This is a genomic window from Roseomonas aerilata DSM 19363, from assembly GCF_000711725.1.
GTDB lineage: Bacteria > Pseudomonadota > Alphaproteobacteria > Acetobacterales > Acetobacteraceae > Roseomonas > Roseomonas aerilata.
In genome coordinates, this window is the sequence record NZ_JONP01000011.1 from 190,645 (window position 1) to 202,657 (window position 12,013).

The window sequence follows — 12,013 nt, forward strand, 5'->3', positions numbered from 1 at the left end:
CTGCGCCTCCAAGGCTCGACGGCGGACCTGGGGCCTGGGGCCTGGGGCCTGGGGGCGACCGGCCTCATGCGCCCCATCAGCCAGTTTCAATTCGGACAGCCTTCGCGTCCTTCCAGCCAATTTCCGGGCGCAGTGTAAGCCGCCCGGCTCCGCTCCTGGTGTGCTGCACCACAAGGGGGTCCACTCCCGGATGCTGCTGCATCCAGTCCCACGTCTGAAGCATTGCGCGCATATGGGTTTCGCCGCCAAGCGCGTAGCGCGTGCCGTTCCAGTCGAACCAGGCGATCGGCCGGCCCGGCACGCCGTATGCGCCGTCAAGGCGCTCCCAACCCGGATGAGCCTGTGCCAGCGGCAGGACCATTCGATCGAGTAGAGTCGCGAAGTCCAGGTAATCTGTGGGGAGGGTCGCCTTGCCTTCCGAGTCTTCTTCTTCAAACTCCCGGTCGAGCGAGGCCGTTTCGGCTTTGCGCCGGCGCCTAGGCCCGCCGACAACCAGCCTGATAAGTCCACCGAGCAAAAGTACGCATACAAGGACAATGCCCGCTGGACCCAATATTGCTTCGAATCTGCCCATCGGTTTTCCTGAGATGACGACACCCCTGTTTGCCACCGTAGACAGGACTCGGAAACCCGGCTGACCCCAGCGCCTTGAGCGCTACCGGGAACAGCAGCCGGCGATCAGCCCTCCTGCATTCCCCGCCGTTCACGAGCTGGAAAACAGGCCTCGCAGCTGTGCTCACATTAAGGCCGAGCACGCGGACGGCTCTGCGCCGCTTCCCTCGTCGCGGCAAGTGCGTCGCCCGCTCCTCCCCGATCCACAGGAGCCTGCCCCGTGACCTATCCGGCCTGGATAGTCTTCTGGTCGGGCATCGTGCGGCGCTTCTACCCGGGCGGCCATGGCATGGGCAGCCCCATCCATACGAGTGGCAGCCACACAGCGACCTGGATCAAGAGCACTACTATCGCAACAACAGCAATCTCTCCCCAGGTGAGCGACTGCCGTTCGGAACTGCCAGCCAAGCAGACCTGGCTGCCTTCCCTCCTCTCCCGGTCGCCCACTCCTGGTCACTCCATGGCATCTGGCGCTTCGAAAACCCGTCGCCTTTCCTTACGATCCACCCGTTGCGATTTCAGAATGCTACGGTAAGCGTTCGGTGTGCAATAGTTCCTAGAAATGGCCCGCACCTTGCCGTTCGTTCCCACAGCGGCGGAGATCGGGCCTTCGCTGGGACAGACCCCATGCAGTTCATTAAGGCGGCGTCCGCCGCCGCACCGCTGCCGCCCGGCAAGACGCGCCGGCAGTGATCGCTGGCACCACCCGCTCCCGCAGATCGACCGACAGCGCCCTCTACATGCCCCCCACCTCCGCATCAGGGAGAGGAATCACCTCTCCACGACCTCGTGGATCACAAGCAATTCAGTCGAACGGGAACCGCTCCAAGTTTCAAGTTTCGTTATAGTTATAATTGCACGTTGCCGCACGCATTGGATGGGGAGCGTGCGCTCCGATGATGGCTCTTACCTCAACCCCAGTGGCTGCCACTCGGCTGTGCCGCCGGTTGGTGCAGCGAAGACCTATGCCGGCGGCGCTGCTGTCGGAGCGGTTCGGTTCCCTTCCCCATGCCGCACAGACAGTGCCGGCCAATGGCCTCGGCGAAGGGTGGCCACAATGAGGTCGGCCGAGCGGCTCTTTGCCGCCAGTCTGCCACTGGGCTTCGGCCTGCTTGCGGTGTTGCTGGGCAAGGACAACAACTGGGACCTGCTCCACTATCACTACTACAATCCTTACTCGTGGCTGCATGGCCGGTTTGGCCAAGATGTCCTAGCCGCCGACTACCACGTCTTCTTCAATCCGCTCCTCGACGTGCCCTTCTACCTCGGCAACCAAGTGCTGCCGGCGGCGGTGCTGACCTTTCTCCTGGGCGCGGTCCACGGCGTGAACGGGGTGCTGCTGTGGCGCATTGCCCGCCACGCCCTGCCGGGAGCGGAGCTGCTGCCAGGCGTCGTCATGCTTATCGGCATGCTCGGCGCGGGCTCGCTCTACGTGATGGGCACGACCTATTACGACACGCTCGCGAGCCTGCCGATCTACGTTGCCGTCTGGCTGATCGCGCGCGCAGGGCTCGTAGCTTTCGAGGGGCCGTTGCGGCGCAGCCTGCCCGTGCTGCTGGCGGCCGGTATCGCGGCGGGTGCCGGCATGGGGCTGAAGCAGACCGGCATCGTCCTGGCGGGCGGAGTAGGGATGGCGGTCGTCCTGCTGCCCGGGCGGCGGATCGCGCACGGCGCCGCCTACGGGGTGGGGATCCTGCTCGGCCTGACGCTGACCTCGGGCTTCTGGCTCTGGCACCTCTGGCAAGCCACCGGCAATCCCCTCTTTCCCTATTTCAATCACGTCTTCCACTCGCCGCTTGGCTCTGTCAGCGACGACCGTGCGCGTAACGCTATGCCGCGCGACCTCCTGGAAGCGCTGGCTTATCCCTTCGTCTTTACGCGCATGCCCTGGCGGATCGACAGCCCGGTGCTGCGCGACCCGAAGCTCATGGTGGCGTACCTTGTGGTGCCGTTCAGCATCCTTTTTGCCCTGTTCGGGCGCCAGCGGATCCGCGACATGCGGGCGGAGAAGCGGTTCAGTCTCTTCCTGCTAGTCGCGGCGGCGGTCACCTACGCGCTCTGGCTGCACCTCTTCTCCATTTACCGCTACATCGTTCCACTGGAGATCATGGTGCCGCTGTTGCTCGTGGTCGCGGCCGGCTTCCTGCCGCTCCCAGCGCGCGCCAAGCGCTGGGCTGTAGTCGGGCTCCTGCTCCTCGTGGTGCCCGTCCAGCCGAGCAACCGCGACCGCCTGCCCTGGAACGGCACGCAGTTCGACCGCTTTGTGAAGGCGGTGCCGCCAGCGGGGATGGACCTTTCCGGCGCCATGATCGTCGTGCCGGGCTACCACCCAGGCTGGCGGCCAAATGCCTTCGTCATTCCCTTCTTCCCGCCCGAGGTGTCGTTCCTGCGCATTCTTGCGTTCGACAACCCGGCGGAGCGCATGGCGATGGGCTTCGAGGCAATGGCGACCGAGCGGATCGCGGCGCATGTTGGTCCCTTCTTCGTTCTCGAGACGCCGGGCGGGGAGGAGCACGTTGCGGCGAGCCTCGCGCGGCACGGCCTCACCGCCGAATTCTCCGGCTGCAGGCCCGTGGCTGCGAATGCTGGCAGCCCGCTGGCGCTCTGCCCGGCAAGGCGCGAGAATGCTGACTGAAGCCTTGAGGCATGGTCGCGCACATGGTGCTCGACGATCCGATCAGCAGCTGTGTTTTTCAGGCCTATGTGCCTAAGCGAAGCTGGGCTTGAGCATCAAGCAATCAGCTTCCCATATAGCGCCCTGTATGGGCGATCCGGTCAGTAGGTCCGCGAACATGAAGCCGGCGCGCTCGAAGGCCTTAATGCCCTCGATCCAATTGGGCGCGTCATGGTAGATCGGGCGGAAGCTGACCTCGAACTGAACCAGGGGGACCTTGGCGAAGGCTTCTGGGCCACCTGCCAGAACCTCAACGTCGAAGCCCTGAGTGTCAATCTTAACCAAGGCGCGTTCCAGAGGACCGATCTCGGGGAGGAGTTCATCCAGCCGGACGACTTGCACGTCGAACTGCGCAACCGGAACATTGTCCGGATCCTGACCGGCAATGGGCGACAGGAAAGAGTTGAAGCAAGTCATTTTCATTCGGTTGAAGGTCTGTACGGCTGCCTCACGCCCTAACGCTTCCTGGCGGATTGTCCAAAGCGGGTCAGTCATGGCCTTGCGACGCATAACCTCGGCCATCTGCGGGTCGGGCTCAAAGGAAAGGACAGGGCCGGTCCACTCGACGTCGAAGCGTATGAAGTCGTGGAACTGACCTTTGTTGCCGCCAACGTCCAACACCCGCTCAATGCCGCATCGTTCGATCAGGTGCTTTAGGCGGGCGGCGAGTGGCCGGCGTTCCGCGAGGTACTTCGGGAACGCCTCGTAGCCCAGCGCGTTAGCCGAACGTCCAATGATTTTTCTCAGCTGCACATCGGGTACCCCTCTGGAGAATATCGATGGTCGGCAATTAAGTCGTGGAGGTCAAAACGGGCTGGGGTGGGGTGAGTAGCGGGCGCCGCGGCTTTTCGCACCATCTCCGAGCCCGCTTCGATGGCCCTGTTCGGCGCCGACCTTTAGTGTCCCACAATTGCCTTCCTGATGTCCTCCCAAAGCGGACGGGGGGAGCGGCGCGTCCCATCGAAGGTCCGGATGTTGCCCAAGGAGGCTCCGCTGAGATGATCACGAGTAGCGAACCTGCCGTTCGCCCCATCATCGCGGCCGGATGCCTCTTCGGCATCCTGATCGTCATCCTCGTCCTCATCGCAAGCCATGAAATACCCCGGCGTCGCACCATGACGGACAGCGAGAAGGAGAAGGAACGCGAAGCCCAGGACACCTGGGATCCAGACAGTTAGTGCGACTTCTGGAGCACCTCGCATGACCGTTCCGCAATCACGCCCAAAGCCAAAAGCCTTGGCCAGGCGGAGGATCACCCTCCCTCGGCCGGGGCTTCGGTCGTGGCGGTGGGAAGCGTCACCCCAGCGGCGGCCACGTCACTGTGTCGTTGATCTCCGCCCAGGCCCGGGCCTTTGCCTTCGCCGGATCCATGCCGAGGAAGAACGCCGCCTCCGCCCAGCGCCGGCGGCGCAGCCCCTTGGAAGGCGTGAGCACGCCGTTGATCCGCTCGTTGCTGAACTTTGCCATGAAGTCCGCGGCCTCGCGCCACTTCTGGCTGTTCACGAGCCGCACCAGCGTCGGGCCAGCCACCCGGAGGTCGCCAAGGTTGTTCGCCATCAGGATGAGCACGGCGGCCTGGCGATTGGTCAGCGGGCCGGGGCACGCCTTCCGCACCAGCCCGGCCGCCTTCTCGAGGTCGCGCATGGCCATCACGTCGGCCATGGCATCGGTGATGGGTGGCGTGCTGGCCGTCACGCGGTTGCCCTTCATGTCAGTCGTGGACCCCACACCGATCGTCCACGTTCCGTTGCTGTCCTTGTAGGGAGAGAGCTTCCGCCCCTCGAATGCCTCAGACAGGGAGATGGCGGCATAAGGCACATCGCCATGCCAGAGATCGGCCAGAGTGGCGGGTGCGGGCTTCTCCGCCCCGGGCTTCAGAGCTGGCGGCTTAGGCGGGATGGCGATCTCGGAAGGCGCGAGTTCGTCGCCCACAAGCAGTACCGGGACATGCCCCATGGGCGAAGCGACGGTGCCCGCCATCTCCTTCCGGTTCCGCGCCTGCGCCCACTCGGCGATGCTGAGCAGCAGGCGGAAGAGGCCCATCAGCCCTGCCCCAGGTTGGATGGCGTCGGAGGTAGGGACGGCTTGGTCAGCCGGGACATGGCATCGGCGATCGCTGCGGCGGCCATGGTCTGCAACGCGTCCTGGCTGGGCGCCAGCTTGCCCATGACCTCGGGCAGGTTCGCTTCTGCGTAAGCCACCACGTCGGACACGATAAGGCCCGGCAGAGCCTTGGCACTGGCGCCTGACATGATCCGCTCGGTCGCCTTGCGCGTCATGGCGCCAAGGATGAGCGCCATGTCCTTGCTATGGGACGACGCCTGCAGCGAGGTCCGTAACGGGCCGGGCAACAGGGTCACGAGGTAGCCGCCGAGCGCGAGGATTAGTGGCGTCGCCACGTACTCCACCAGCGCCGGCACCAGGGGTGCAAGCCAATCGGGCATAGATTTTCTCCGTGTGGGATGCCGGATACCGCCCGGCGGCGGAACTAGATGTGCGCGCGCGGGTCCATGTAGATGGCCGGCGCTTCGTCCATGCCCTGGCGTTGGCCCGGGCTGGAAAGCCTATTCTCGAGCCGCTCCTGACGCCGCAGCATTTCCTCCATGCGGGCGACGAGGCCGGCGAGGCTTTGCGCGAGCGCGTTTACTTGCTGCTGTCCCGACTGATCCGAGAGCTCAAGTCCTCGAAGCCGGTCCGTGAGCGACTGCTGCTGCTGGTTTCGTATCGTCGTGGCGGTGTTTAACTGGGTCGCGAGTTCTACCAGCTTGGCGTCCGTCGCCTGCTGCCGAGCGACGACAGCCGAGAGCGCGGCAGTCCCCTCTGCCTTAGCCGCCTCCAGCGCGGTGATCCGCACGTTGACGGGGGCAATGGCGAAGTTCCAGATGATGCCGACGACGCCGAGGCCCGTCAGGGTGACGCCAGCCAGCGCGACCATGACCTTCAGCCACACGGGCACGTCAGCAAGGCGGTTCTGTGGGGGGGCGGCAGCAGCGCGCTTGGCTTCTGCCCGCTCGACGGCTCGCTCGATAGAGAGCTCTATCTGCTCCCGATCCTGCTTGTGGTGGTTGGCCTCGCGGATCTTCGCTTGGCCCTCCTTGATTTCAGTCAGATCCGCGACCGGAACCGCCACAGTCTTTGTGGGAACTGAGCGGGCACGGCCGCGGGACGTGGGCATTATTGTTCTCCGATTTGGCTGGGGATGTGCGGACGCATGGTCAATGCCTTTGCCCCGCGCGTTCGCGCGATGAGGGGATCATGCGGGGCTCCATTGTTGCAGCGAGTAGAAACGAGACGGCGCTTTAAGCGGCGTTGATCGCCGCCCCTTCGGAGAGAAGCTGGCTCCGAAGCTCAGCCACATTGATGTCCTGCAAGGCGACATCGCCGGGGCTCGCGGTAGCCATGGCAGCAGCCAGGCCAGCCGCGTGCCCGATGCACATGCTGGTAGCCTCCATGCGCACCAGACCCATCGCGCAGTGCGTCAGGCTCAGGCTCCACGTCGTAGAGACGTTGGTGAGTTCGTGGCGGCGAGGGAGCAGGCAGCCATAAGGGATCGGCACCATGCGGTTTGATCCTCCAACGTCAAGGAACAACCCGCCCTCGTTGTAGACGTACCAGGAGCCGTCGCCCCGCTGCAGGGCCACGCGCTGGATGTGGTGGCTGTCGAGCCAGTAGGAGCCCAGCGCGACCACGCTGCCCGCGTAGGGCACGGGCTGGTTGTCGGCCCGGCGGGTGTCGTGCTCGGTCATGATGTACTCGCCGCGCAGCCGGGCGTACTCCCGGACGTAGAGCTGCGGCGACCAGCCCGGCAGGTCGTTCGGGTGGGTCCGCGGGTACTCCCCCGCCGTGAGGCGGAGCGCCCGCATGCTCGCGCGCAGGTCCGCGGAGACCCGCGCGTCCGGGTGCGCCCAGAGCGTCCAGAGGAAGCCGCGGACGTGCGCCTCGATTGCCTTCCAGGCGCGCTCGCGCTGCTGGTAGTCGGGGGTGATGTAGGCCGCGGACAGGCCGAAGGCGTCGGTCGAGAAGGGCCCGTTGGCGTTCACGTCGAGCTTGCCGTTCGGCAGCACGTTCATGATCGCCATGGTGGACGAGCGCGTCACGGCCAGCCCCGCGTCGGCGCGGGCCTTGAGGTAGCGCAGCATCAGCTCGAACCGGGACGGGTCGTAGCCCGGCGGGGGGCTGGTCGGCAGCGGCTGCGCGTTGCTCAGCGTCTTTGTCATGCACAGGCGGAAGTTGAACGCCTGCGTGTCGGTGGGGCTCCCCGTGCCGACGGGGGGCACGGAGGCCGAGACGTCGGGCAGCAGGCCGGAGGCGGGGTCGCCCGCGCGCCGGTGCGGGCTGATGTAGTACCCCGCCCAGTTGTGCTTGGCGTCCTCCAGCTGCACGCCCGCGAGGTGCTCCCCGAACTCGGCGCGGCTCTCCCGCCCCGTGCGGAGGGTGGCCCCCGCGACGCGCAGGAGGTCGCCCTCGTAGGAGCTGTCGATCCACTGCCTCGCCTCGACGGTGATGCCGTCCAGCGTGACGATCTTGCGGAGCCGGGTGCCGTCCTTCGAGGCCCCGGCGACCCCCTTCGTCCAGATGTACTGGACCCCCTCCTCCGCGCACCACGACTGGAAGATCTTGTGCGCGACCGAGGGCTCAAGGTTCTGATTCTGGTCCAAGTCGTTGTAGTGCGCCCAGACCTTCTGGAAGAACTCCAGGCCGAGGCCGCCCAGCGCGGCGCGGTTCCGCAGGTCCGTCCCGCCCAAGCCGCCCGTCATCATCCCGCCGAGCTGGATCTCGCGCCAGCCGCCGAAGATGAGGACGGTGCGCCCCTTGCGCCGGGCCTCGATCGCCGCCGTGATGCCGCCGGGGGTAGCGCCGTAGACCGCGACGTCCACCGAGGCGTGGGCGGGCGTCGACGGCGCCTGTGGGGGCAGAGTGCGGAGGGTGAGGGCCGTCACGCCGCGATCCCGTAGCTTGTGCGGAGGATCCCGCCGTTGCGGAGGCGCACCGGCTCGGCCGGCTTGGCCTGGTAGAGGGCCAGCTTGGTCACGCGGGTGTAGGACACGAGGCCCGCCGACATGCCGAGCGCCGCCGCGTTGCTCGCGGTGTCGGGGAGCAGCCCCAGCCCGCTCGCGAACGAGACGCTGGTGGTCTCCGTGGAGCCGTCGAGGGCGAGCCGGACCGCCCCGCCCTGCGCGTCGAACTCCGCGTAGAAGTAGTGCGGGGTCTGCCGCGTGATCTCGCGGGAGTGGGTGACGGTCACCGCCGCGTCGGTGTCCAGCCGCCGCACCGCCAGCTGGAGCTGGGGGATGCCGGCCCCGGTCGAGACGCGCAGGGCGAAGCGGCCTAATGTCGTGGAGCCAGCCGTGGTGAATCGCAGGATCTCGCTCGTCAGGGCTTCGTCGAGCCAGAACACGCCCTCGACAGCGAAGACACCCACGTTCCGGCAGAGATTCTTGAGGCTCGACCCGCTGGCCGCTGCGAGACCTTGCAGACCGGAGAAGACCACGGCGTCGCTGTTGCCGATGCCGGTGCCATCCGTGCCCAGACCCAGGCGAGGCCACTGCGAAGTCGTCGCGGTCTTCGCGAAGACAACAGGGGTCCCGATCTTGGAGGTCAGACCGTCCACCATGACCGGAGAACCGGAAGTCGTGCGGAAAGATGTGTCGCTGGCGTCGAAGTAGGCGACGGCGCCGCCGTTCGCGCCCGGCGCGTAGACCTCAGCGGCGCCGATCACGTCCACGATCACCGGGACCGGGGGCGACACCCCCTCGGCGCCCGTGGCCCCCGCCGTGAGGGTGTAGCTCGGCGTGGCGCCGGCGTTCAGGGCGCCGGTCGTCTTGAAGACGCCGGTCGCGTCCACCGAGAAGGGTCCCGAGAGCGAGAACCCGGTGACGGCCCCGTCCGTGAGGATCTGCCCGACCGCCGTCCCGGCTGCCGCGCTGTCCCGCAGGGCGAACCGCTGGTTGGTCAGGATGTTCGCGGGGGGGACGTTGGTGACGTTGACGGTGATCGTGGTCTTGACCGTCCCCCAGGGGTTCTCCGCCGTGATCTCCGGCATGAGCTGGGGCGCCCCTTCGTAGTCCAGCGCGGACGCCGTGGTGATCTCCCCCGTCCGCTGGTCGATCGCGAAGGGCTCCGTGACCGAGAGCGTCACGTCAGCGCCACTGAAGCCCACGTAGCCCGCGAAGGCGCCGACCACGTTCTCAGAGACCGTGAACACACCGCCGCCCGTCAGAACCGGAGCGCCAGGCGGCGTCACATAGGCACCGCCGACGAGGGAGTAGCGGTCCGCGCCTGTCCCGATGAGGCTCAGAAGCGTCCCCACTCCGGCCGATCCCTTGCCGCTCGGCGCGTCCACAACAATGGGAGCAGCGTGATCGATCCACACCTGCCCGGCACCGCCCTGGCGGATCAGGCAGGCAAAGGGCGTCAATCCACTAGGGACCGTCACCTTTGTCATCGTCGCGGCGGCGACAGTGACGATGGTGTTTGCGTCGCTGGCCAGGAGCGTCGTCGGGCCAGTGACCGTGCGGCCCGCGAGCCATCCGCCAGTCATGGCGGCCGAGTTTGCGGCGGACGAAGCTGCAGCCTCCGCATCGGCGGTCTTGGTGAGGACCGTCTGCCGATCGGCCGCGACAAGCTCTTGGTTGGCTGCAACCTGCGAGCGTGCAGCCTCAGTGGCTTGTGCAGCGGCCTCTACCAGCGCCCGAGCCGTTTCCACAGCCTGGGCGTCATTGGCAACCTGCTCCACCTCAGCGGCGATGGCAGCGGTGCCGGCCGCCTTCACGGCAGCGAATAGCGTCTCCCCTGAGACGCCCTCGGTCGCCCCACCCACCCGCGACACCGGCAGCACGTCGCCCGGCAGGAACTCATCCGCCGTAGGCAGTTCCGCGATCCGCAGCGCCGTCAGCACCCCGCCGCCATAGGTCAGCAGCCCCGTGTCGTCGCCGGTCAGCCATAGGGGGCTGGACGGCATGGTCGGATCACCGAACCCGGGAACGACCGCAAACGTCATCCAGTCGAGCTGCCGGCTCGGCGTCTCGCACTGCGGCCGCACAGCCCACACGCCAGGCACAGTCACCTCGAGCTTCGAGGACCACGACGCCGGCGGGGAGCCTGCCTCGGGGTAGCCGAGGGTAGTGACCTCGACGCCGTTCGGGTCGCGCCAAAGGAAGGTCACGCTCGTCACAGCCACAGGCTTGCGGTCAAGGCCGGTGAAGAGCCCGACCGCATGCACAGTGTCACCCACCCACACGCGGGGCCGCAGGGCGTCGGAGCCGCCCACCTGTGCAGTAGCGGAGACGATCGTCATTCAGGGCCTCGCAAGCAGGACCGCCGCGGCGCCAGTCAGGCGCGCGGAGACCAAGGGACGGGGAGAGGTCAGAGGAAGGGCGGCCGCTCCGGTAGCAGCCCGTGATCGACATGCCAGAGGCGGACGGCCTCGCAATGGCCGTGCTGGCGGTTCAGCCAGTCCACGCAGCGGACCAGGGTGACGCCCCAGGGGCGCCCCGCCGCCGCCATGTCCCCGCAGCGGGCAGAGAAGGTGACCGCACCGTCCCCGCCGGTCAGGCCATTCAGGAAGCGCGACCCGCCCGAAAGCGTCTCGTGCAGCCAGCCCTCCTGGCGCTCGACTGGCGGCATGGGCGTCTCCTGCTTCGGGATGGTCGTGATTCTTTACGGATCGGTCAGAACGCTGCCGGAACCCTGCCCCAAGGCTTTGTTCCTACAAGCGCCCGGCACTTGGCGCGGCGTATGCACTACCCCCGGTTGCGAGACGCCAGCACGGCGCCGCGGGAGAGGGTCCTAATGAGCTTTCGGAATGTCGCGCTGGCCGTGGGCCTGGCGCTGAGCGTTGCTGCCACCGGTCCGGCGAGCGCCGATGTGATCTTCAATTTTGTCGGGACCAGCTACACCCCGCCGGGTCAGCCGACGGAGTTCGTCAACCGGGTGAATGGCCAGCTCGTGGTGACCGATGCAGCCTATGCTTCGGGGTACACCTTCAGCCGAACCCAGCTCGGAACCTTCGCCAACGGTCCGACCATCCAGCAGTCAGACAGCACTGACGGGCTGGTCGGCGTGACTTTCCGGTTTGGACCGGAGAGCGCCAGCAACGCTGACTTCGGCCTCCAGCGGAACGCCATCCAATACTTCGGGGCGATTTACCAAATCGCTATCGACATCAGCGCCGCCGCCAACAGCTTTCCGGTCGGGAGTCTGTACTTCAAGGATCTGAACTTCCTGGTGAACTACACCCTTTCGGGCGCCACTGGTTCAGGGTTTGGAGGCATTCTCGGCATGGGCAACTGCACCGAGCCTGGCTGCGCCTTCACGACAATCACGACCCAAGCTGTGCCTGAGCCGGCCTCTATGGCTCTCTTTGGGGCTGGGCTGCTCGGGCTGGCTGCGGTGAGGCGGAAGCGCCAGGTCTAAGAACACCTAACAGAACCGCTTGATTTGGCCGAGGCAGACCAGGGCGCAGGCGAGCGTCGTGAACGCCAGGTGGATGTCGGCGCGGCGCTCATAGCGGATGGTCAGGCGGCGGTAGCGGGCGAGCCAGGCGAAGGTGCGCTCGACAACCCAGCGGTGTCGTCCGAGGTGGGTGCTGCTCTCGATGCCTCGCCTTGCGATGCGCGGGGTGATGCCGCGGGCACGGCACTCACGACGGCAGCGGCGATGGTCGTAGGCCTTGTCGGCGTGAAGCTTGCCCGGCCTGCGCCGGGGACGGCCCCGGTGCCCGGTCCG

The 12,013-nt window shown here is 66.7% G+C and carries 12 protein-coding genes; 3 read left to right on the plus strand and 9 right to left on the minus strand.

From position 1 onward, the window contains the following. Positions 1-76: 76 nt before the first annotated feature. Complete coding sequence (locus BO39_RS14870) at positions 77-574, minus strand: hypothetical protein (RefSeq protein WP_043834595.1); 498 nt, start codon at positions 572-574, stop codon at positions 77-79. Between the two features lie 1,095 nt (positions 575-1,669). Between BO39_RS14870 and BO39_RS14875 the strand changes: the two genes are divergently transcribed. Beyond that, the gene (locus tag BO39_RS14875) at positions 1,670-3,247 is read left to right on the plus strand and encodes a hypothetical protein (RefSeq protein ID WP_043834598.1); all 1,578 of its coding nucleotides are present in this window, start codon (positions 1,670-1,672) and stop codon (positions 3,245-3,247) included. Between the two features lie 72 nt (positions 3,248-3,319). Here the strand turns inward: BO39_RS14875 and BO39_RS14880 are convergent, their stop codons facing one another. Then, positions 3,320-4,039: an FkbM family methyltransferase gene (locus BO39_RS14880; protein ID WP_043834600.1), complete on the minus strand. Its 720-nt coding sequence runs from the start codon at positions 4,037-4,039 to the stop codon at positions 3,320-3,322. A gap of 245 nt (positions 4,040-4,284) precedes the next feature. Between BO39_RS14880 and BO39_RS14885 the strand changes: the two genes are divergently transcribed. Continuing rightward, positions 4,285-4,464 carry a hypothetical protein gene (locus BO39_RS14885; protein ID WP_043834602.1) on the plus strand — a complete coding sequence of 60 codons (180 nt, stop codon included), beginning with the start codon at positions 4,285-4,287 and terminating at the stop codon, positions 4,462-4,464. Positions 4,465-4,582: 118 nt separating this feature from the next. On the opposite strand, the gene BO39_RS29980 is transcribed toward BO39_RS14885, so the two are convergent. The 6 genes from BO39_RS29980 to BO39_RS33635 form a co-directional block, all read right to left on the minus strand. Beyond that, complete coding sequence (locus BO39_RS29980; protein ID WP_052402114.1) at positions 4,583-5,329, minus strand: lysozyme; 747 nt, start codon at positions 5,327-5,329, stop codon at positions 4,583-4,585. After that, entirely contained in the window at positions 5,329-5,730 is a 402-nt protein-coding gene (locus BO39_RS14895) for a hypothetical protein (protein ID WP_043834604.1), read from the minus strand. The genes BO39_RS29980 and BO39_RS14895 overlap by 1 nt, the downstream gene beginning before the upstream one ends. Before the next feature lie 44 nt (positions 5,731-5,774). Next, positions 5,775-6,461 carry a hypothetical protein gene (locus BO39_RS14900; RefSeq protein WP_156963694.1) on the minus strand — a complete coding sequence of 229 codons (687 nt, stop codon included), beginning with the start codon at positions 6,459-6,461 and terminating at the stop codon, positions 5,775-5,777. 124 nt (positions 6,462-6,585) lie between these two features. Continuing rightward, a complete protein-coding gene (locus tag BO39_RS14905) occupies positions 6,586-8,226 on the minus strand; it encodes an FAD-dependent oxidoreductase (RefSeq protein WP_043834609.1) in 1,641 nt (546 codons plus the stop codon). Then, entirely contained in the window at positions 8,223-10,583 is a 2,361-nt protein-coding gene (locus BO39_RS33630; RefSeq protein WP_169742765.1) for a cadherin repeat domain-containing protein, read from the minus strand. The genes BO39_RS14905 and BO39_RS33630 overlap by 4 nt, the downstream gene beginning before the upstream one ends. Before the next feature lie 68 nt (positions 10,584-10,651). After that, the gene (locus BO39_RS33635; RefSeq protein ID WP_043834612.1) at positions 10,652-10,912 is read right to left on the minus strand and encodes a hypothetical protein; all 261 of its coding nucleotides are present in this window, start codon (positions 10,910-10,912) and stop codon (positions 10,652-10,654) included. 165 nt (positions 10,913-11,077) lie between these two features. Here BO39_RS33635 and BO39_RS33640 point away from each other — a divergent pair, with 165 nt between their 5' ends. Continuing rightward, a complete protein-coding gene (locus BO39_RS33640) occupies positions 11,078-11,701 on the plus strand; it encodes a PEP-CTERM sorting domain-containing protein (protein WP_043834614.1) in 624 nt (207 codons plus the stop codon). 6 nt (positions 11,702-11,707) lie between these two features. Here the strand turns inward: BO39_RS33640 and BO39_RS14925 are convergent. Continuing rightward, positions 11,708-12,013: transposase (locus tag BO39_RS14925; RefSeq protein WP_043834616.1), on the minus strand; the 306-nt coding region annotated here is incomplete at its 5' end.

Bases quoted from the DNA above. Each gene is read 5' to 3' on its own strand.
- BO39_RS33635 (WP_043834612.1), bottom strand. From the start codon at position 10,912: ATGCCGCCAGTCGAGCGCCAGGAGGGCTGGCTGCACGAGACGCTTTCG.
- BO39_RS14900 (WP_156963694.1), bottom strand. From the start codon at position 6,461: ATGCCCACGTCCCGCGGCCGTGCCCGCTCAGTTCCCACAAAGACTGTG.
- BO39_RS14885 (WP_043834602.1), top strand. From the start codon at position 4,285: ATGATCACGAGTAGCGAACCTGCCGTTCGCCCCATCATCGCGGCCGGA.
- BO39_RS14895 (WP_043834604.1), bottom strand. From the start codon at position 5,730: ATGCCCGATTGGCTTGCACCCCTGGTGCCGGCGCTGGTGGAGTACGTG.
- BO39_RS33630 (WP_169742765.1), bottom strand. From the start codon at position 10,583: ATGACGATCGTCTCCGCTACTGCACAGGTGGGCGGCTCCGACGCCCTG.
- BO39_RS29980 (WP_052402114.1), bottom strand. From the start codon at position 5,329: ATGGGCCTCTTCCGCCTGCTGCTCAGCATCGCCGAGTGGGCGCAGGCG.
- BO39_RS14875 (WP_043834598.1), top strand. From the start codon at position 1,670: ATGAGGTCGGCCGAGCGGCTCTTTGCCGCCAGTCTGCCACTGGGCTTC.
- BO39_RS33640 (WP_043834614.1), top strand. From the start codon at position 11,078: ATGAGCTTTCGGAATGTCGCGCTGGCCGTGGGCCTGGCGCTGAGCGTT.
- BO39_RS14870 (WP_043834595.1), bottom strand. From the start codon at position 574: ATGGGCAGATTCGAAGCAATATTGGGTCCAGCGGGCATTGTCCTTGTA.